Consider the following 19,715-nt stretch of genomic DNA (forward strand, 5'->3'; position numbering starts at 1 on the left):
TGATGGCGGCTTAACAGAGGGAGAAGAGCGGACACCTGTGACAAATCTGACTGAGCACTATTTCACAACAAGTCTAAAATTCACCACGGCTAACAGCACATGCCCAGATGCAGGGGATGGGGCGATCGTACCGCCCAAGGCGATGTGTCCAGCGGCGGCCAGCCCCATGACCACCAGAGGCAAGAAAAACGAGAGCGCCAACCAACCCCAACCAACCCGCCATTGCAGCGATCGTCTAAGCCACTGATACAGCCCGTCCTGGCCACCGGTGTACCTCACCACCGCGATCGCCGCGATACCAGGGCCAAAACTCCCCGCGATAAACAGCGCCATACCTAAGGTGGGCAACTGAGGGCTGACAACCGAAGACAGCAGCCAGCAGATCCACAACCAAGCAAACGCCAAGGCAAAGAATGCCAACAGGCGCGGATCAAAGCCTGATTTACTGTGATGTGTCATTGACCTATTCTTAGTCCACACAAACCCGTTTTTGGCGGGATAGATTTGCTTTTCCAAACACTCCGACCAAGATGATCGCCACCGCACCATTCAGAAAAGCATAGGCGACAGGAGACACTCCAGGTATAAATGCTCCCCATATATTCAGCGCACCATGAAAAAGTGCCACAAGTAAGATACTGCCTTTAGTGCTGTTGTAAATCCAGGTATAGATAAAAGCATTGGTTACGATGATCAAGAGCCAGATGAAAGGGTACTCAGACATCGGGTTTCCGACCAAAAAGAGAGTCGGCAAATGCCAAAAAGCCCACAATGTACCCACAATCAGAGTGGCTATGAAGGCATTATATCGTTTCTGCAATCGTGGTAATGCAAAGCCGCGCCACCCAATTTCTTCACAGGTATGGGCAAAGAAATTTACCATGACACCGAAAATAATATAGGGAGATAGAACGACTTGTGGCACTGCAATAGTTACGGGCATACCCAGTAATTTCGTGATGGCTTGCGCTGCAATGAGGAGAACCACAGGCCCCAGAATCGCTATGATGTACCAGACTAAACCAACCCGCCATCGGATTAGTCCCTTGAGCAAATTTTGAACCCCTTTCTTACCATGCGCTACCTGTGACACAATGACAGCCGCAAGGGCAGGGCCAATGGCATAAAAGATGGAAAGAACTAGGAAGTAAGTGCGGTAAAATGGGGCAATATCTCGCGAGGCTAAGACCACTGATACCATGCCAATCCATGAAATACCAAAGGCCAGGATATAAAACCAGGTAACAGGATGTTTTCTCATTTTCCACTATCTCCTTTGACGTAGACTTGCTGTTGTTGTAATCGCGGCTCGATTGGGAACGCCAACCAACACCACAAGTACAGAAAAATAAATCCAGGGATGACGATTGCTAAAACAACCGTGACAATCCGGATCCCTGAAAGGGGCTGATGCCAACGCTGGGCGAGAGCTGAGCAGACACCTGCAATTACTTTGTTGCGGCGACTCCGGTAAAAAGCAGCAGGGGTTTCTCCTGAAGTGCTGGCTGTATTTCGGGAGCGCTTGTACTGTAAGATTCCAGAAATCAGCAGCCCGATTGCACCTAAAATCGCCGATGGAATGGCCAAAACTGCCAGCCAGTGCGCCATCGCCAGCCCAGAAATAACGTCTCCTAGCCAAACCGGAGAAGGACAGCTAAAGCGGACAGCTTCTGCCGAGCACCCGAAGCGTTTAGCCAAGCCAAATGCGCCCCAAGTCAGGAGAAACGGAGAAATTCCATAGACAACGCAAAGGCTCAACAAAAACAAGTGCCAGCGGATCGAAAGCCGTCGGAAAAATGCGATCGTGGCGATCGCAGGGCCAACCAATAAAAAGATAAATGCAACAAACGCCAAGATATAGAACCTAAGTAACGGGATGGAATACGCTCAAACTAGCTTCCTTCACGGGCATCGCCGCGATAAATCCGGGAGAATGGCGATCGCCTGCTGCTCCAGGTGAAGGGACTCCAGCTCTTGAGCTTGGTTTCGCCGTGCATTTTGAGGCGCACGGCTGAGGCGAGGACGGTACCAGGTGCTATCGTATGTTCGAGATACCGCCTTACGGCTTCTGGCAAATGAGCAACGTCGTTAGGGCTAAATACGCGCTCCTGAGATATGGCTGACTCCCACAAGGCATCGAGGGAAAGCTTTTGATTTCTCATAGCTCTAATCTATGCCTCCTCTCTTGATCGCTTCTAGTGGCTAATCGGGCTGGCTGTTTTAAGAGACCGATGAAAGCAGCTAGGGCTATTAAGCCAGGAGCCGCTAACCATAGCCAGAAACCAAACAAGAGTTGACTCAGAGAAAATTCAGAAACGCCGCCACTATCAGCAGGCAAGTTGAACCAAAAAGCTGAAAACGTACCGCCAAAACCAATAAGAACGGCAGCGATTCCAGCTATGGCTGCAAACCGATAACGTTGCACCATAAACGTGATGCAGCACAACCAATAGATTGGATTGGCCAACCAGCCAAGCGCAGGAATTTGCAGAAAAAGCAGTCCAATAATGCCAAAGAAAGTTAGTTCGATCCCCTTCATGGCATAAACGTCATTGGGGTCAGAGGGAACCACCCCAACAGCATCTATGGGAACCACATTGAACAAAAGGCAAGGTAGCGCAAGAGCTGCGCCATACAGGAAGAGCGATAGCCCTAAAAATAAAAGCTTATATTTCACAACCTGTGCTACTAATTCTATGGATTAGGATTTTCCGAAAACGATCTCTTGAGGATCAGGTAAAATCAAACATCTGTCTTTTGCTTGATCGCAGTAGGCTTGTTAGCCTACTGCCACTAACCTCGACAATCCATACATCTCCAACTCTGTCAAAGCTGTGTTTGATTTCTTGGACGAGTTGATGAACTACGAGATAGAACGTAAGATTTTAGTTAATCAAATAGGATGAAATCTAAATTTGGAGCGGTCACTAATTAAGAAGACGTGCCAGGATGAAGGTGAGCCGTCTATGCAAGGCACTTAAGTATCCTCAATCTGGAGCCAAGGCGATCGCTAGATGGAACTAGCTAATCCTATATGGAGTAGGCTATGGGAAAATCCTTCCCACTTTGCTCCCTCACCCCATGGCCACTCGCCTCTGGACCTTTCTCACCACCGATATTCGCGACCTGGTTTCCCTCGATACGGCTGATCGCGCTGCCGATGCCGCCGATGCGGTGCTGGGCTTGGCAGAGGTGCTGGCGGAAGAAGGCCCCAATGTGCAAAAGCTAGCCCCGCTGGTTAACCAGCTCGACTCGCTACTGGAGGCGCTGAACTCGCCCCTGGGCAAGCTGGTGGGCGCAACGCTGCCCTTTGTCTCGATCGGCACTGGCCTGCTGAAGTTTTACCTAGAGACCACTAAAAAGGAGCCAACCCTAGCCCAGTCCGTCGCGCTGATTAGCCAAGCCGCCTATTTAGAAAGCTTTCGGGAGTTCGTCAAACAGCATCCCAAGGTGGAGCAGTGGCTTAATGCCAAAGACAGCACACCCCAGGCCCAGGCCATTACCCCCGCAGTCACAGCCCTGGGCAACTTTGAGCTAACGGATAAAGAGGCCCGCTTTGCCACTCTGTACTTTCATCAATCGGCGCTGGCGATCGCATTTAATGACGCTCTCAAGGCTCGGCTGGTGCAGTTGGGGGCGAAACCTGAGCAGGCCAACCAAATGGCTGAAGCCATTGCCAAAAATACAAACCGACATATGCGGACTGCGATCGCCGATGCCGCCCCCTCTATCCAGCGCATGGCTGAGTGGTACCGCACGGGCGGCGACCAGGTGTTTGAAAAGTACCTTAGTATCGATAGCTATCTGGATGAGGCGATCGCCCCACGTCCCCACGAAACGGTCTTTGCCGAGGCGTTCACCTTTAATGACATCTACGTGCCCCTCAAGACTCAAGTACTGACCCCAGCAGGAGAAGCTAACGACAGTAAAGAATCGTTTGTGCTGGAAGCCTGGGCCAAGCAGTGCCTCAACGACCCGACCAAGGCAGGCCAGGTGATGTTTGTGCAGGGCGGGCCGGGGCGGGGCAAGAGTGTGTTTTGCCGCCTGTTTGCCGACTGGGTGCGCCGCCACGAGCACCCCCGATGGACGCCGATTCTGATTCGTCTGCGGGATCTGGCGGTGTTGTCGAACGATTTTGAGGAAACGCTGGCCAAGGCAATTGATCGCGACTTTGCCAAAACTGACCCTGGCTGGCTGAGCGATCGCAACATCAACTTTCTCTTCATCCTCGATGGCTTCGACGAACTGCTGATGGAAGGCCGCACCAGCGGCGGGCTAGATAAATTTCTCGTTCAGGTGGGCCGGTTTCAAGAACAGTGCGCGAGGAATTCCGAAAAGAACCACCGGGTGCTGATTACAGGCCGCACCCTGTCACTGCAACCCATTGAGCGCAGTCTGCCCCCCAACCTGGATCGGGTCGAAATTTTGCCGATGGATGACGACCTACAGAGCCAGTGGTTCGTTAAATGGGGCCGTCTTATCGGCCAAGACCCTAACTATCTGAAGGGCATTCTCAAAGACCCGCGCCTGCCAGAGCAACTGCAAGAGCTGGCCCGCGAACCCCTGTTACTGTACCTACTGGGGGCCATGCACCGCGACGGTGCCCTGCGGCTAGAGATGTTTGAGGGGGCCGAAGGCGCTAGGGCCAAGGTGCTGATCTACGAAACCGCGCTGGATTGGGTGCTCACCCAACAGCGCCCCGACTGGCTTAATCGCGACATTGCCGAACTGGATACCGAGAGCCTGCGCCGCATTTTGATGGAGGCGGGGCTGTGTGTGGTGCAGTCAGGTATGGAGTTTGCGCGGATTGGTGCGATCGAGCAACGCCTTCAGCAGGACAGCGCCGCCAAACAATTCCTCGAAACTGCCCAGAAAAAACTCGCCACCGATGAAACTCCCCTCCGCAATGCCCTCGCTGCCTTCTACATGCAGTCGGGTCGTCAGGGCGAAGGCTCGATCGAGTTTGTCCATAAAAGCTTTGGCGAATTTCTCTGCGCCGAACGCATCGTCATAAGCCTAATCGACTGGTGCCAACCAGGCCGTAATCGCGAGTACGACATCCAAGACGCTGAGTTTTGTTGGGGCGTGTATGACCTGCTGGGCTGCCATGTGCTGACCCCAGAAATCTTAGAACTCGTGCTTCAACTTCTCATGCAGCACAAGAGCTTAGCAACAGAGAAACTATTTAATCGTCTCTATGGCTTTTACCAGGATTGGGAGAATAGCTTATTTATTGAATCCTTGACTGAGAACTTTCCACTAAGAAAGCAACATCAACTCGAAGCCTTTTCAGGAAGCCCTAGAGAGAAGTTAGGAATCATGAATATAGATGTATTTGCAGGACTAAATTCGCTTGCCTTGATTTTAAGTATTAAGAACCTGAAAAATGTTGAATACCCAAGATTTTATCCTTTTGGAGATCCTGAAAAATTAAAGAATAAAGATTGGACTTATCTGTCATTCCTGAGACTCATAAACTATAGCTTATGTACTTCACCAACTGCACTCATTAAGATTGTTGGCCCACATTTAAAAGGTATAGATATCAGTAGGCAGCATCTTGAGTCTGCTAATCTTAGCTTTCTTAACTTAGAAAACGCTAATCTTCGAGATTCAAACTTGTTTGCTGCAAACCTAGCCAATACTAATTTAAGATATGCAGACTTTACTGGGGCAAAGCTAGAAGGTATTTATTGGAATAAAGAGACTAATTGGGATGGCGTGATTGGTCTTGACTCAGCTATTGGGGTACCTGAAGTGCTTAAGCACCAACTGGGGCTCAATCCGTAGGATATCCTTCGACTGGCCAATCCCCTGGAAAGTCTGCACCATTCTGCACCCAATCAATGCGCCGAAACCCATTTCACAGAAAGTTCGTTGCCGCCAGAAATCGGGTTTCTTCTTTGAATCGCCAAGGGTCATTGCCATACCCCAGAAGCCCGGTTTCTAGACCCACTTTGTCAGAGTTCCTGTTACAGGTAAGTCAACCGTTGCTACCGGCCCAACACGGTCGAGACAATCACCGTCACCGTTGCCGCAGCAATCAGGCTAAAGGCAAGCTGTACTACCCATTGGGTTGCTTTTTGGTAGTTGTCAAACTTTTGGTTAAACCGCTCGACTTCCTGCTTCAGCTCCCGAATTTCAGCAATCACCTGCTGAGAATCGCTTCTGTCGTCTGTTGCTTGGGCCATAGCAAATCACAAGTAGACTGTTCCCATCATACCCTGACCATCCCTACAGCCCATAGGATGTGTTCATCTGACCAACATCCTCGACAACTCCACGGCACCCTACGCTCAGCCAACGCATCAAAACTCATCCATCAAAACATTCGCCGCCGCCAGAAACCGGGTTTCTTCTTCGCATCACCGAGAGTCATCCCACAGCCCCAGAAACCCGGTTTCTAGACTGTCCTGATGTGATTACTTGGCAATGCTTTCCCCCGCCGCCTGCCAACCTGCAAGACTGGGGGGAAACCCCTGCACGTTGTCATAGCCCAGCAGGTGCAGCGTCACCACCCCCATGGCCGAGCGATAGCCCGACGAACAGTACAGCACCACAGGGCGATCGCGCTCGATCTGGTCAAGGTGCTGGGCTAGGGTGCGCAGCGGCATGTTGATCGCCCCAGGAATATGGCCCGCCCCGTACTCCGCCGGTTCACGCACATCCACCACCTGCGCCTGGGCGTTGGCTTGCAGGCGTTTGAGCCCCGCCACGTCGTCCACCTTGTAGAAGCCAGGGGGAATAGCGGTCAAGGTGCGATCGACTGCGGCTTTTAGTTCCAGGGATGTGTCAGGCAGCGAGGCTGCCATGGCCAAGCCTGACCCCACCCCCACCCACAGACAAACTCCCAGGGCGAGGGCCAGCATTGCGGCTCGCATTGACTGATTAAATATCATAGATATCTCCTGCAATAGGTTGCCTAGATTTTCTGTGGCTGTGCGTCAATTCAGCCTCAGGGTCAATTGATGTTCGGGTTGCCACCCCAGCCATATGGGGGCTAACCACTGGAATGGATAGTCGAAAGGTTTGATAGTCTACGGTTGCAAACCCTGCCTTTTCCAAGTTTATCCAGGTTTCTCGATTGGGATGGCAGTGATCAAACACCGTCTTCCAAATTGGCGTAATCCCATCCTGAACGGTGCGAGTACAGGTACCATCGGCCGCGGCAACATGCTCCATAAAAACAAACTTGCCGCCGGGTTTCAACACCCGTTGAATATCCTTGAGGGTAGTGTCAATGTCAGTCACAGAACACAGCACATAGGTACTCACCACAGCATCAAGGGTGCCATCTGCGACCGGCAACTGCTCAGCCGGTTGACCATGCAGCTGGATGTCTTTCAGTCCATGACGTTCAGCCGCTTACAGAACACAGCACATAGGTACTCACCACAGCATCAAGGGTGCCATCTGCGACCGGCAACTGCTCAGCCGGTTGACCATGCAGCTGGATGTCTTTCAGTCCATGACGTTCAGCCGCTTGACGAATGTAGGGATGGGTAAATAGGTTTGGCTCTACCCCAATCCAGTGAATGTCTGTAGAGAAATAGGCCAGATTCGTCCCAGCTCCGGGGCCAATTTCTAACACCTGCCCCTGCAAATGCCCCAAGAGCGATCGTTTTAGGTCTGCCATGGTGGCGTAGTCGGAGCAATCTTGCAGCTTAATGCTCTGCTCATCTGCCTCAGTAGCCTTGGCCATCCCCCAGGCCAAAAACCGTCTATACCCATTGTGCCAGCAGGCACTACTGGTTATGGGGCTGGTCATGATGCCTCTGCCTCCTGATTATCGGTCAAGCCCTGCGCCAATAAAGGTAGGAGTTTGCGAATGAGGCCGATCGTCACCGCTGGTTGCTCTAATTGGGGGGTAAAGCCCACGTCATCTAGATAGCAAAATTGACGGATGGACTGGGGATTCATGGCAGCGAGCCGACGACCGATGTCGGGGTCTGTAAACTCAGAACCCTTACCCCAAATTATGGCGGTCGGTACTGTCAATTCTGTGATGTATTGCGACAGATCAAAGCACAGATCTCCCCGCACAAATGAGAGCGCCGCATACTCGGCATTGTGTTGCTGAGCCGATTGTAGATACGCTTCAACGATTTCGGGGTAAACACGCGATGCATCGGCAAACTGGCGTTGCTCTAAGAAGCTACGAATGCCAAAACTATTGGCGACCCCCGCACCGTACAACAGTTGGTTGAAAAAAGGGATATTGACTGACTGGGCAAACTGGGCGAACCCACTCTGGCGATAGTCGTCGCCAAACTCAGCTAAGCCAGCGGCTGTGGTGACAATCAGCGACCTAAATAAGTCAGGGCGGGCGATCGCCGCCCGAATCGTAAAAGCTGCCGTTAGAGCCGAGGCAATTACCGTGGTAGCCCCCTGACAGGTCTGCTCCATGAATTCGATGATAATCGCGATGTAATCTTCCGCCTGGTAGCTGCGGGCGGGATGATCGGAGCGCCCCCAGCCAATTAAATCGGGCGCTAAGATATGATACTCTGCGGCAAAAGCTGGATAAACCTTTGACCATTCGTAGGCAGAAGATCCTCCGCCAAAACCATGCAAAAAGATTAACTTCTCTTTTGATGCAGGTTCACCCCATGGCTCTCCTTGAGCCGTGTAGTAGACCATTTTTCCTAGGCTAGTCGTAATAAAACGTTCGCCAAATCCGCGAGGTATAAACATTAGTTTTAATCCACACTAAAGCGGCTATCATTTCAATTACTAAAAGTAATGTTCTCAACAATCATCACTAGGAGAAATTGTTAAAGCAGACATTTCACAAGACATTTCACAGGTGTAGCTCTCTACAAACTTAATCGCCGCCATTCGATCATACCGCCAGTAATATTGTAGACCGTTGTGAACCCTGCTTTAACCAGCTGTTTTGCAGCAATGGGGCTGCGGTGAGCGGTCAAACAGATCACCGCAATGGGCTGATCAGGGGAAAGTTCTCGAAACCACTGCGGTAAAAACCAGGGAGATACCCCCAAGCCAAGCAGGATGCGAGGCAGACTCAGGTTTCGGGCTCCTGAGGCGTGGCCAGTGCGATACTCTAGCCTGCTGCGCACGTCAATAACCAGGGGATCATTGGGCGCTTGAGCCAGATCTGTAGGCGATAGATCCACCACAGCTGGGGTTGATTGAGAGGGCTGGGTCATTGGATACCGGAGAATTAGGGCGTTCGATCGAGCGAGCCTATACCCACCAGGGCTGCTTGCCCGTACGGGGGTCAGTGGCTGTCCAGGGTGAGATCAAAATACTGTTATCACTGACGTTGACCCGCACAATCTTGAGCGGCAGTGGCGCTGGTCCCCGCACCACCGAGCCATCGGGGGCATAGAGCGACCCATGGCAGGGACATTGAAACTGCTGATCTAACGGGTTCCAGGGGAAGGTACAGCCCAGGTGGGTGCAGTTATCGACAATGCCGATGCTGTCTAGGGTGCTGTCTTCAGTGACAATTAAGTAGGTGGGTTCTCCCGCCAAACCGGCGACCAGGGCGCGGGTTCCCGGTGGCTCCACCAGGAGCTGAGTGGCGGGAATTAGATGTCCTAGCGCATCTCTGGCCAGAATCGCTCCCCCCGGCCCTGTTTTCTCAGACGGGGGAACAAAGACTTTACCCGCCACATATAGGGCAGACCCCGTGGTGGCGGCCACGGTGGCTCCGGTCAAGAAGTTAAGCAACTGCCGCCGCGATAGGGAGGGTGCTTCAATTGGAAGACTCGTATCCATATTTCTAAGTGATTTTCAAAAAAGTGCGCAGGCCTAGATTTGTTCGCGGGTCTGGCTAGTGCGCAAGCCTAGCAAACTGTAGAGCCCACAGAAGCCGACTAGCCCGGTGACTAGCAGCACGCCAGCCGCCACACTCAGACCAATGCCCAGGGCAGAGCCACTGTAGAGGACTAGACCGAGATAAAACAGCACCGACGCCAACAGTAAACGGATCACGCGATCCAGCGAACCAACATTCGTTTTCATAGCAAAATCTCCAGTTTTGAATAATACTCAAGCCGCTTGGTCTAGTCATGAAGTATCGACTTTCCAGACACTCGGCATAGGTTTGTGAATCCATCTATATTATATAACCAAATAGCTATAAAATACTAAAGTTAAGTAAAATAGACTAGGCTAATTCCGCCAAACCCTTGTTGTATAAGGATTTTTAGGAGTGGATGGGCGATCGCCTGGTAAGTCGCTGGAGCGTTAGCCCTCAAGATGGCCCCTCATCTTCATTAGAGCGCTATTACTAAACGGCTCTGATTACGTAAAGGTTCACTCCCCCCCTTGGCTGAGCAACCTGGTTTAAGCGGCTTGAGGTAAGGGCATCGGAACCGGAGGAACCGATAGACCTTTGCGTCTGAGCGCAATCACTTCGGCCAAGTAGGGCCAGGGGGATAGATTCCGACGCCGACAGGTTTCAATCACGCTGAGCAAGGCGGCATAGGCCTCACTGCCCTCGGCAGAGCGCGTGCCGTGGGTGATATGGCGAGCCATGACCGCATGACGGAGGGCACGTTCTGCCTCATTGTTAGTCACCGGCAAGTGAGGGTGGGAGACAAAGGCCACCACCGCCTGCCAGTCATTGAGGATTTCCTTGGCCAGCGCCTTGAGCTTCGGATGCTCACTGGCGGTGGCCAGCAGGGCGACCTGCTGTAAGCGTCGAGTGCCGGGGTCGTCAGGGTCATCGTGACCCGCCGTGGCCAGGGCATGAATCAGCTCTCGCATCTCCTCGAGGAGCCACTGACCTAATTGCCGGGCCTCAGCATCGACGGCCTGACTCAGGGCGAGGGCCTTGCGAATCAGATGAGCCAGACAACGTTGACGGTGGTCATACCAACGGTAAGCCCCATAGCCATCGGTGACTAACCAGCCCACAAAGGCGGTAGAAATGACCTGCAACAGCCGTTCCTTGGTGCGTGGGCCGATGAAGAACACCACACTGATGGCACTCAGCGCTACCCACAGCCAGCACAGTCGTCCCGACTCGTACCACGGGGTTTCGTCGAGATGGAGCAACTCAGCGGTTTGCAACTCCTCAATTAACACCTCGACCACCGGACGGCAGGCGAACCCGGCCTCTCGAATGCTACGGTCTAGACTGCCAATACTCAACGCAACCCCAGCCCAGTCCCACAAAAATTCTTGGATCTTCACCCGCGACAGCCGATAGCGTACCGATAGACTGGCGATAAAGGTCGCCAGCATCGGCCCAATCAGCACCTGCTCCTGCAACTGCAATTGCACCTTGCGCCCCGTCACCACTGAGCACTCCCCCTGACCAGGCTGCGCCTGGCTGTGATGCCCACAGCTACAGCTCGCCCCATAGTAGTGGTGTAACTGACACTCAATGCTGAAGCCCTGCCCCTGGCGATTGAGTTCAAATTGGTAGTATCCCCCATGGGGTTTGGCGTCACGGTGCTCTTCCCCTAACGGCGCATCACAGGCCGCACACCGTTCTGGATAGTGGGGAATCGTCCGCTCCGCTTTTAACGGTTGATCTCGCCATTTCCCCTGAGCACCCCGTTGCTTGCCGGCCGAGCGACGGCCAAAGCCTTTACTGCCGGGCGAAGACGGCGGAGCACTGGGCGCGCCCTCGTCGGACTTAGGGTCCACAGCACCCGCCTCTGATGAGCCTTCAGCTGAGGGCGCTAACACGCTCGATTCTGCCTCGGCGGCTACGGGTGAGGTCTCGGTGTCGGGCTTCGGTGTTGACTGATAAGGGCTGTCTGACGACGGCGGGCGAGAACTTGTTTTTGAGCTTTCCTCAAGTTTCTCTAGTTGCTCCACCGCCAGCGCTCGTAGGTTCTTCGCTACCGTCACTAACCGCTCTGGCTCCAACGACTGAAGGTAGTCGTCTGTCATCTGTTCGAGGTCGGCTTTGTCGAGTTGAGCCATGAGTCAGAAGAGCGTCGTTAGGCGCTAGTATGACCCACACCCCACCCCGATGGAACTTAAAAAAACCTAGAATTTATTGCCCTGACGGCAGGGGGGAGGTGAACCCTTACCTGATTACGTTTAATATCAAACTCAACCAACTCATCCAATTCACTCAAAGAAGCAACCAACAGCCTGTCAGGATAAAATTTCAAGCCGGCTCAAATAATTCTTTCATCAGTTGAGGAATAGATCATGAGCTTAGAAGATAGAGCCAAGGCCACGGTCAAAAATATTGAAGGTAACGTTCAAGAAGCAGTGGGGAATCTAACAGGAGACCCTAAGACCCAGACAGAGGGGCAAGAAAAGCAAGCAGAGGCAAAGGTTCGACACACGGTCGAAAATATAAAGGATGAAGTTAAGAAGGTGATTGACTAAAACCTACGTCAATAGCCAATCTCGTTTTTCCCATTGTATTGGTAGATGGAGGGAGCATAGCCTTCATTGCCGATTTAGTAATCAAAGAATTTTCTGGAGATTAATATGATCTTGCTACATCAGATTCGCAAAGTCTTGATAACTATTGGATTAGTTGTAATCCTCTCAGCAGTTATCACCTTTAGTTTTGCCCCTGGGAAAAGTTGGGCTAACCCCTTATTCACACCCAGCATTGACCAACCACACGCTTTAGTCGCGACTATGAGTCAAGCTAAAGCGACGGTTAAGCAGATTGAAGGTCAAGCCCAGGAAGGGATTGGTAATATGACCGGCAATCTCAAAACCCAGGCCGCCGGAAAAGCCAAGCAGTTTGAAGCTAATACTCAAGAGGCGATCCTTGAAAGCATTGACAACCCTAACTATCAGCCTAATGGAAAAAACTTGAGAAAGCGAAACCGTGAGGCTGTGCAATGTCTGGAAGATGACGTGAGTGATTGCTTTAATCAAGCACAAGGCCCTGACTAAGCTGGCCTAGACATCATATAATTACGTCAGTCATTGAGGAGGTAGGCACTGGTCTCTAGGCAGGGGATCGATTGGCTTAAATTGTCAAAAGCCTTGACATAGGAGCTTTTTGAAACTTGTCTTCCGTCAAGTGGGCAATCTTAATTATTTGTAAGGGGCGTCACGTCAGATGATGACGCCCCCCAGCTACCCCAATAGCATCGTTTAGTTAAGGATGTCTACTTAGGAGATCGGTGTGATCAACACGACAAAGGACCATGACAATGAATACCAAACATGATTCTCAAAAGCACATTCCCCACTATGACCCACACCTGATTCCGGCTGAATCTGCTGCCCGCCAGCATCGAGAAGGCCAGAATTTTGGTCACCCCCCCCATGACGGGCCTAACGAAGCATCCAGCCACACCACAGATGGCTACACCGTAGATCAGGAGGGATTGATCAATAACTACCCAATTGAGCCAGAAATGTACGTCGAGGTGCCCGGAGATCTGCGCGAGCAAGCTGCCCAGGAAGTGGCAGAACATGCCCATGAAATGCAGGAATTATCAGAAGATGAGGACGGCAAGCTAACCATGAAACATGATTGGCGTCACAAAGGCCCTGGCTTGATTTAGCCTGTGTCAGATCCGTTGATCTCAGGAGAAAGAACCGATGCAGAAATTACACCGATTGATTCTGAGTCTTGGTCTGATGATTACGGTCAGCCTAGGGCTAATCGGTTGGCATCCGACCCCCGCCTCAGCTGCTCCCATCATCCCCAACCCCAATCAGCTAGTACAGGTCGTTCAAGAAATTGAATCGCTGGATGCTATGCGCTCTGGGTTAGCCTCTTCCCTGGAAGGCAGCACCGAAATACCCACGATGCAAACCATGAAAGAAGTCTGTCGCCCGGTGGGGATGCGGGCTATGCAGTTGAGCCAAGAGCATGGCTGGCAGGTTAAACAAGTCGCGAAAAAATATCGCAATCCAGATCATGCCCCAAGCAACCCCCACGACCAAATGGCCCTGGCTAAATTTGACCAAGATCCAGAGCTGATTGGTTTCTGGGGCAGAGCCACTGTGGATGATCAAACCGGCACCCGCTACTACCGCCGCATTGACGTAGAAGCGAGCTGCTTGGCCTGTCATGGGTTGAAAGATCGCCGCCCGCAGTTTGTCAAAGATGGCTACCCTCAAGATTTAGCCTACGACTTTAACGTGGGCGACCTGCGCGGTATGTATGCCGTTTTCATCCCCGATGAGATTCAACAGGCCATTCAAAATGCCGTCAATTAACTGACCTGAATCTAAGCGTGATGAAGATGAAGAACACTTTACGTTTCATTGGCTCAGCACTCCTACTGGGAATGCTGGTTTTGATGGTGATCATTAATGTAGCGATCGCCCCAGCCCAGGCTGCCCTTCGCCAGCTAGAAGAGGCCCCAGGGCAGATGGTCTATCAGTCGCGCCAAACCCTTAAAGACCAACAGGGTAATCGCTGGCAAGCGATCGCCTTCAAACGCATTCGCCCCGGCGATACGGAGGTTATCTACCTGCGGTTAGTTGGGTTTCCAGGCACAGCAGAACTTGATCATTCTCAACCGTTAACGCTTACTAACTCGCTGGGCAAAACATGGACAGCCATCGATATATCTCAGGAAATGTTTGCGGATAAACCCCAGGCAGAACTCAATGCGGCAGAGTATGACCTACAGCCAATTTTGATGCAGCTAGAGTTAGGGATTCCGCTACAGCTTTCACTTCCCACCCTCGACCAGGCTGAGATCACGCTAAATGTCTCGCCTGAGGTGGTTGAAGAATGGCAATCGCTCTCTGAGCCAACATAATCTTAGACCGTGACAATCCATTTAAGACACATAGAACTACTTTGGGAAACACCATCATGAACTTAGAAAGTCTGGCAGCGCTTAAGCCCTATCTCAGCTTTTTTCACCCCGTTATCATGTGGATTTTGCTGGCCCTGGCGCTCTACACCCTATACCTAGGAGTGCAGGTGCGACGGACAAGACTGGCAGAGGGCGAGTCCAAGAAAGAGCTGATCAAGGGCCGGTTCGCGATTCGGCATCATCAAATTGGCTCTATATTTTTGGCGCTTATCGTCATGGGAGCGATCGGTGGCATCACCGTGACCTATATCAACAGCGGCAAGATTGTCATTGGTCCTCACTTGTTTGCCGGGTTGGCCATTGTCGGGCTAGTTTCCACTTCGGCGGCGCTGGTGCCCTTTATGCAAAAGCACACTTGGGTTCGCAGCGTTCATGTTTCGCTGAACCTGCTGGTGCTGGGACTGTTTGGCTGGCAGGCCATAACAGGTGTACAAATTGTGCAAAAGCTTGTCAGCCAAATGACAGCCAATAGTGCCGGATAAGTCGATCTAGACCAATCGCCAGAGTCGAAGTCGTTCGGTTTGCATCCGCCTCAGGGACTAGATTCTAGGCCCTAGCTGAAGCGTACTTTTGCAACAGAATAACCAAGGCCATTAAAACTCCTGTTAAGGAATCTGGGCAGGGGTCATGTCGCATATAAATCGGCCTCGCTAAGCAATACTGTAGTCTCTCCGCCAACTCTGCCAAAGTCTGGCTCTGGTCCCGGCGTCATTTCAATGATGTAGAGCCAGGTTTTAGCTTCATATTTGAGGCTTTTTACAGAACCTTCGCCCCCCAGAAAACTTACGTGTTGGGCATAGCAAAAGCTGGGTGATCCGATCAATCTCTTAGCCATGAGACGACCTATATAATTTACAGACCTACAGTAATAGATGGATGTTTGATTACTGGATTAAATTAGTTGACTCAATTGGTCCAATATGAAATTCAGTAGGCTTCGGGTTAGTTTAGGCACAGAAATCGCTGCTTCAAATACTGAAGCAGTAGAGCAGGCTAATTAGTTTGGGCGCAAACTAAGTCTTGCTGCAACCCAGCCATTTTCTCAATTACCCTGCCACTCCCGCTCCTCCAATTCCTTCTGAGGCAGCAGCAGCGTCGCCTCAATCTCTTGGCGAATGGTTTCGGTCACTTCGCAATTGCTATTCAAACAGTCCACCAGCAGCTGGTTGGCGTCGTAGTAGCGCTTGAGCACCTGCTCTTGCTCGGGGCTAAACTCCCAGGGGTGGTGAATATTGCGATATTCCGTGATGGAACGTTTAAGCTGACTGACCCAGGCTGGGTAATTGTCTTGCCACCAGGTTTGCAGGCTTTCCTGGCTTTGGTGAGAGGCGGGCAGTTGATCTTTCAGCTGTTGAATCGACTTGTAAAACCCGGCATCGAGTGCCATTACCAAAATGTTATTGAGCGCCTCACTACAGGCATGCATATAGGCAAAATCCTGGCTGTGGTCCAGGGCAAACTCCACCAGCAAGTTTTCTAAGGCCGCGTCTAAAAAGATGCCCTGATCGAGGGTGCTAGCCAGGGCAAACTGGTCGGCGGTGTGGGGGCTTTGGGCCAGGGCCAGGTAGAAAGCGCGGGTGGTGGCTAGCTTGGGCTCGGGGGGAATGGTCTGGGATTTTTGACTAGCCCACATCAAAAAATCTTGCAGGTGGGGGTCTTTGGCCACCAGGGCATCGATCTCCTGCTTCATCAGCTGCACCAGGGAATCAGCACTGCGCAGCATGGCTGCGGTGAGCAAAAACACCTCGTGCCAGTGGGGGTCGGTGATGTGGCTGACCAGCCCCCCCAGGGCCTGCTCTAGGGCTCGCAGGTTATGGGTGGCGACGATTTTGCGGGCGGTCAGATACTCTTGAAATACCAGGTATGAGAACGAAAAAATGCCCCGCGCCCGCTCGATCAGTAGCCCGTGCTGGGCCTCGATCGCCTTCAGCATGGCCTCGCTTTCGAGCTGGAGTTCTTCGGGCTCTAGACTCGCCCCCGGCAAATTTTGCAGGTAGTCTTCGATGTATTGCTCGATGGTGCGCTGCTCAAAAAAGTACTGCCCCTGCTCAAAGGTGGCGGCAGCCAGCTGGCTCAGCAGCTTCATTTTTTGAGGCAGCAAAAAGCCCCGGTAAATATCGTCTCGTTCCACCCCTCTGCTCTCATCCCATTTACCTAACAGCAGGTCTAGCCCCTGTTTATAAAACGCCGTGCGTTTGCTGGGGAACTGCCCTTCCCCCTGAAACACCCAGCAGGCCAGGTGTAAAAACAGGGGTGTCACCACCAGCTGGCGAAACTGCCAGTTTTCTGGTGAATCAAGTTTCTCGACAAACTCTGCCGCCATCGCCTGTCCCTGGGGGGTAGCGGTGTTTCCTAGGGCGACAAACCACTTTTGGGCAAAGGTGGCAATTTGGTCATCGCTAAAGGGGGCGATTTCCACATCGGTAAAGCCGTGCAGGGCAAGTTTTTGGGCGGCAGTGCGGCAAGATGCAACGAACCGATTGCGGTGGTATTGATCAGAAAAGGCGCGGATTTCTCTGATCACGGCGTTGATGTCCTGGTTTAGCACCTCATCCATACCGTCCATCAGCAGCAGCACCCGCCCCTCGATCAGCAACCTTTCCAGCTGGGTGGGGTCGGTGAGGCCAGATCGCACCAGGGCTTGGTGAATATAGTTGAACAGGCTAAAATCATCCTGGCGTTTAGCGGCTTCGGCAAACTCCCGCAGGGCAATAAACACGGGTACCTGGTCGGGGGCAAAGTCTCCCTGGTTGCACTGCACGGCCAGGTGTTGCAAAAAGGTAGTTTTTCCGACCCCCGGCTTACCCAGCACCCGCAGCTTGCCGTAGTTTTTTACCGCTTCTACGCCAGGGATCTGCGGCTGGTCAATCAGCCCTAGCCCCATCCGGTTAAAATCGGCAGGGTCTAGATTGTTGAGGGCAGAAACCTCGAGACACTGCTGATTGGCAACGGCTTCTAAAATATTGATATCTACATAGATGTCGTCAATATTGACGGGGTGTCTGATGTCTAGCAGTTGCAGAATGCCGCACTGGTGTTGAATGGTGTCGTAGTGCTGCGATCGCACCTCTGTCACCAGTTCATCAATCGTCAGCGGGTGTGGTTCCAAACTTTCCCCTGGCTCGGGAAACTCTGCCGGCGGGTTATCGGCGATCTCACGCCAGTCTAAATTCAACACCTGACAGATTTCCATAAACACCTGACGATCTACCGGCTGCCCGGTAAAAAATCGCCAGATCGGCTGACGGGTCTTGAGATTGACCTCCGCCGCCAAATTTTCTTGGGTCCACCCCTTGAGCGCAAACGCTCGCTTTGCCACTTGAATACCTGCGGACGAGGCTTCTAGCGATCGCTTGGCCATAACCTAACCTGTCGACTCACCTTCAATAATTACGAATTCAAACAATTCAAACAGAGATATAGCGGTTCATGAACGCATGAAGTACACCTTCACTGAAGGAAGCCTTGGAGTTCATAGGTTTGGGAAACTGACCTGGACCCCACCCGAATGAGAATCACTGTAGTAATTGTCTTCGAGCATCTTGAAAATCCAAATTTGCTTGCAGGTATCAACCTGACTACAAGGGGTTCAGCTCCTAAACATACGCTATACGACTATTGATCGAGGCAGTGGTTATACAAAGTTAATGTTAGCGCCTTTTTTCTGTGGTGTTTGATTTCTCCCTCTCAGGCCTTTTTTCTTTTTTCTGTAGTGTTTGATTTTCCCCTTTAACCTACGGTTCGCTCATTTTTAAATGAGGTCAGCCCATGAGGTTAAGTTTGGGCTGTGGATACCCCCTTAACCGTGATCACGAAACAGGTTGACGACATCCCACGATTGCTGGCCCAACTGCAGTGGATGATTGACATACAGCGGGACTCTATAGAACCGGGTAGCTTTGGCGGTGCCCTGGGTAATGATGTGGGAGCGATCGCCGGGATGGTCGAACCCATTAGATAATCAGATTGGTTTCTCCTTTGATGACTGTGCCTTTACCCTTACCGATTCCCGCGATCGCCCTTGACCCCCACCTGCAAGCCTGGCTCCAAGAAGACCTGGGCCGGGGGGATTGGACCACCTTTGGCCTGGGGACTATGGCCGAAAAACCAGGGCGAGCCGTGTGGGTGGCCAAAGCCCCCGGGGTGATTGCTGGGTTACCGATCGCGGCCCGGGTGTTTCAGCTGCTGGATGCCGCCATCGAGTTTGAAGCCAAAGTGGCAGAAGGCACCCCCTGCTCAGCGGGCACCCCGATCGCCCACCTGACTGGCCCGCTAAACGCCCTGCTGATGGGGGAGCGGGTGGCTTTGAACCTGGCCATGAGCCTGAGCGGCATTGCCACCGCCACCCGGGAGTATGTGGAGGCGATCGCGGATTTACCCACCCAGTTGGTGGACACCCGCAAAACCACCCCTGGCCTGCGGCAGTTGCAGAAGTATGCCACTCGGGTGGGGGGTGCCCTGAACCACCGCCTGGGCCTAGACGATGCCATCATGCTGAAAGATAACCACATTGCTGTCGCTGGGGGTATCCAGGCCGCCGTGGCCCAGGTGCGCCGGAGTGTGCCCTACCCCCTGGCGATTGAGGTGGAAACCACCACCCTGGCAGAAGTGGACGAGGCCCTGGCCTGTGGGGTGGAGATCATGATGCTGGACAACATGGATTTGGACACCATGCAGGCAGCGGTCCAGCGGATTCGCCAGGGTAACCCCACCATCAAGATCGAGGCCTCGGGCAATGTCACCCTCGATACCCTACGACCCATGGCCCTGACCGGGGTTGACTATATTTCCAGTAGTGCCCCCATCACCCGCTCCCCCTGGCTCGATTTGAGTATGAGGATTGTGAGGTAGTCAGCTACTTACTATGAACCAGTTCAATCAGGGTAACGGCTTAACACTCCCGGTTCGCTCATTTCTAAGGAGGTTCCTCAGATTCTGGCCCCAGCCGAGTGTAAATACTCACCGGGAAGTTGA

24 protein-coding genes are annotated in these 19,715 nt (G+C 52.4%); 9 read left to right on the forward strand and 15 right to left on the reverse strand.

The window, feature by feature from the left end; translation table 11 throughout:
• Positions 1 to 57: 57 nt before the first annotated feature.
• From E1H13_RS24025 to E1H13_RS24040, 5 genes are read right to left on the reverse strand one after another with little or no spacing between them, the layout of a single operon-like run.
• A complete protein-coding gene (locus E1H13_RS24025; protein ID WP_206070972.1) occupies positions 58 to 459 on the reverse strand; it encodes a hypothetical protein in 402 nt (133 codons plus the stop codon).
• A gap of 10 nt (positions 460 to 469) precedes the next feature.
• Positions 470 to 1,261 carry a type II CAAX endopeptidase family protein gene (locus E1H13_RS24030; RefSeq protein WP_169617482.1) on the reverse strand — a complete coding sequence of 264 codons (792 nt, stop codon included), beginning with the start codon at positions 1,259 to 1,261 and terminating at the stop codon, positions 470 to 472.
• Positions 1,258 to 1,854, reverse strand: a complete 597-nt coding sequence (locus tag E1H13_RS24035) for a PspC domain-containing protein (protein ID WP_206070974.1) — start codon at positions 1,852 to 1,854, stop codon at positions 1,258 to 1,260. The genes E1H13_RS24030 and E1H13_RS24035 overlap by 4 nt, the downstream gene beginning before the upstream one ends.
• A 38-nt stretch (positions 1,855 to 1,892) precedes the next feature.
• Positions 1,893 to 2,162 carry a DUF6544 family protein gene (locus E1H13_RS28370; RefSeq protein WP_347404216.1) on the reverse strand — a complete coding sequence of 90 codons (270 nt, stop codon included), beginning with the start codon at positions 2,160 to 2,162 and terminating at the stop codon, positions 1,893 to 1,895.
• On the reverse strand, positions 2,159 to 2,677 hold the full coding sequence (locus tag E1H13_RS24040) for a hypothetical protein (protein WP_169617484.1): 519 nt from the start codon (positions 2,675 to 2,677) through the stop codon (positions 2,159 to 2,161). Before E1H13_RS24040 ends, E1H13_RS28370 begins: the two co-directional genes overlap by 4 nt.
• Before the next feature lie 404 nt (positions 2,678 to 3,081).
• On the opposite strand from E1H13_RS24040, the gene E1H13_RS24045 reads away from it, so the two are divergent.
• Positions 3,082 to 5,790 (forward strand): NACHT domain-containing protein, encoded by a 2,709-nt coding sequence (locus E1H13_RS24045; protein ID WP_169617486.1) that lies wholly within the window; start codon positions 3,082 to 3,084, stop codon positions 5,788 to 5,790.
• Between the two features lie 203 nt (positions 5,791 to 5,993).
• Here the strand turns inward: E1H13_RS24045 and E1H13_RS24050 are convergent, their stop codons facing one another.
• The 9 genes from E1H13_RS24050 to E1H13_RS24090 form a co-directional block, all read right to left on the reverse strand.
• Complete coding sequence (locus E1H13_RS24050) at positions 5,994 to 6,191, reverse strand: hypothetical protein (protein ID WP_169617487.1); 198 nt, start codon at positions 6,189 to 6,191, stop codon at positions 5,994 to 5,996.
• 231 nt (positions 6,192 to 6,422) lie between these two features.
• A complete protein-coding gene (locus E1H13_RS24055; protein ID WP_169617489.1) occupies positions 6,423 to 6,899 on the reverse strand; it encodes a rhodanese-like domain-containing protein in 477 nt (158 codons plus the stop codon).
• Positions 6,889 to 7,347 carry a class I SAM-dependent methyltransferase gene (locus tag E1H13_RS24060; RefSeq protein WP_169617519.1) on the reverse strand — a complete coding sequence of 153 codons (459 nt, stop codon included), beginning with the start codon at positions 7,345 to 7,347 and terminating at the stop codon, positions 6,889 to 6,891. Before E1H13_RS24060 ends, E1H13_RS24055 begins: the two co-directional genes overlap by 11 nt.
• A 10-nt stretch (positions 7,348 to 7,357) precedes the next feature.
• Positions 7,358 to 7,768, reverse strand: coding sequence for a class I SAM-dependent methyltransferase (locus tag E1H13_RS24065; RefSeq protein ID WP_240966824.1), 411 nt, complete (start codon positions 7,766 to 7,768; stop codon positions 7,358 to 7,360).
• Positions 7,765 to 8,694 (reverse strand): alpha/beta hydrolase, encoded by a 930-nt coding sequence (locus tag E1H13_RS24070; protein ID WP_169617491.1) that lies wholly within the window; start codon positions 8,692 to 8,694, stop codon positions 7,765 to 7,767. Before E1H13_RS24070 ends, E1H13_RS24065 begins: the two co-directional genes overlap by 4 nt.
• A gap of 122 nt (positions 8,695 to 8,816) precedes the next feature.
• Complete coding sequence (locus E1H13_RS24075) at positions 8,817 to 9,170, reverse strand: rhodanese-like domain-containing protein (RefSeq protein WP_169617493.1); 354 nt, start codon at positions 9,168 to 9,170, stop codon at positions 8,817 to 8,819.
• A gap of 37 nt (positions 9,171 to 9,207) precedes the next feature.
• On the reverse strand, positions 9,208 to 9,744 hold the full coding sequence (petC, locus tag E1H13_RS24080; protein ID WP_169617495.1) for a cytochrome b6-f complex iron-sulfur subunit: 537 nt from the start codon (positions 9,742 to 9,744) through the stop codon (positions 9,208 to 9,210).
• Between the two features lie 33 nt (positions 9,745 to 9,777).
• Positions 9,778 to 9,990, reverse strand: a complete 213-nt coding sequence (locus tag E1H13_RS24085; RefSeq protein ID WP_169617497.1) for a DUF2892 domain-containing protein — start codon at positions 9,988 to 9,990, stop codon at positions 9,778 to 9,780.
• 324 nt (positions 9,991 to 10,314) lie between these two features.
• Positions 10,315 to 11,907 (reverse strand): IS66 family transposase, encoded by a 1,593-nt coding sequence (locus E1H13_RS24090; RefSeq protein WP_169617499.1) that lies wholly within the window; start codon positions 11,905 to 11,907, stop codon positions 10,315 to 10,317.
• Between the two features lie 234 nt (positions 11,908 to 12,141).
• Here E1H13_RS24090 and E1H13_RS24095 point away from each other — a divergent pair, with 234 nt between their 5' ends.
• The 6 genes from E1H13_RS24095 to E1H13_RS24120 all read left to right on the forward strand — a co-directional run bounded on the left by E1H13_RS24095 (position 12,142) and on the right by E1H13_RS24120 (position 15,223).
• Complete coding sequence (locus E1H13_RS24095) at positions 12,142 to 12,324, forward strand: CsbD family protein (protein ID WP_169617501.1); 183 nt, start codon at positions 12,142 to 12,144, stop codon at positions 12,322 to 12,324.
• Positions 12,325 to 12,429: 105 nt separating this feature from the next.
• Complete coding sequence (locus E1H13_RS27510; RefSeq protein WP_240966825.1) at positions 12,430 to 12,849, forward strand: CsbD family protein; 420 nt, start codon at positions 12,430 to 12,432, stop codon at positions 12,847 to 12,849.
• A gap of 263 nt (positions 12,850 to 13,112) precedes the next feature.
• The gene (locus tag E1H13_RS24105; protein ID WP_169617503.1) at positions 13,113 to 13,469 is read left to right on the forward strand and encodes a hypothetical protein; all 357 of its coding nucleotides are present in this window, start codon (positions 13,113 to 13,115) and stop codon (positions 13,467 to 13,469) included.
• A 37-nt stretch (positions 13,470 to 13,506) separates the two neighbouring features.
• Complete coding sequence (locus tag E1H13_RS24110) at positions 13,507 to 14,130, forward strand: DUF3365 domain-containing protein (RefSeq protein WP_169617505.1); 624 nt, start codon at positions 13,507 to 13,509, stop codon at positions 14,128 to 14,130.
• 26 nt (positions 14,131 to 14,156) lie between these two features.
• Positions 14,157 to 14,681 (forward strand): DUF3122 domain-containing protein, encoded by a 525-nt coding sequence (locus E1H13_RS24115; protein ID WP_169617507.1) that lies wholly within the window; start codon positions 14,157 to 14,159, stop codon positions 14,679 to 14,681.
• Between the two features lie 56 nt (positions 14,682 to 14,737).
• Positions 14,738 to 15,223, forward strand: coding sequence for a DUF4079 domain-containing protein (locus E1H13_RS24120; RefSeq protein WP_169617509.1), 486 nt, complete (start codon positions 14,738 to 14,740; stop codon positions 15,221 to 15,223).
• Positions 15,224 to 15,783: 560 nt separating this feature from the next.
• Here the strand turns inward: E1H13_RS24120 and E1H13_RS24125 are convergent.
• A complete protein-coding gene (locus E1H13_RS24125; protein ID WP_169617511.1) occupies positions 15,784 to 18,102 on the reverse strand; it encodes an NACHT domain-containing NTPase in 2,319 nt (772 codons plus the stop codon).
• A gap of 426 nt (positions 18,103 to 18,528) precedes the next feature.
• On the opposite strand from E1H13_RS24125, the gene E1H13_RS24130 reads away from it, so the two are divergent.
• Together E1H13_RS24130 and nadC are read left to right on the forward strand one after the other, a co-directional pair.
• Positions 18,529 to 18,702: a hypothetical protein gene (locus E1H13_RS24130; RefSeq protein ID WP_169617513.1), complete on the forward strand. Its 174-nt coding sequence runs from the start codon at positions 18,529 to 18,531 to the stop codon at positions 18,700 to 18,702.
• A gap of 5 nt (positions 18,703 to 18,707) precedes the next feature.
• On the forward strand, positions 18,708 to 19,592 hold the full coding sequence (gene nadC, locus E1H13_RS24135; RefSeq protein WP_206070976.1) for a carboxylating nicotinate-nucleotide diphosphorylase: 885 nt from the start codon (positions 18,708 to 18,710) through the stop codon (positions 19,590 to 19,592).
• Positions 19,593 to 19,715: the final 123 nt, after the last annotated feature.

Origin of the sequence: Nodosilinea sp. P-1105 (genome assembly GCF_012911975.1) — a bacterium.
GTDB lineage: Bacteria > Cyanobacteriota > Cyanobacteriia > Phormidesmidales > Phormidesmidaceae > Nodosilinea.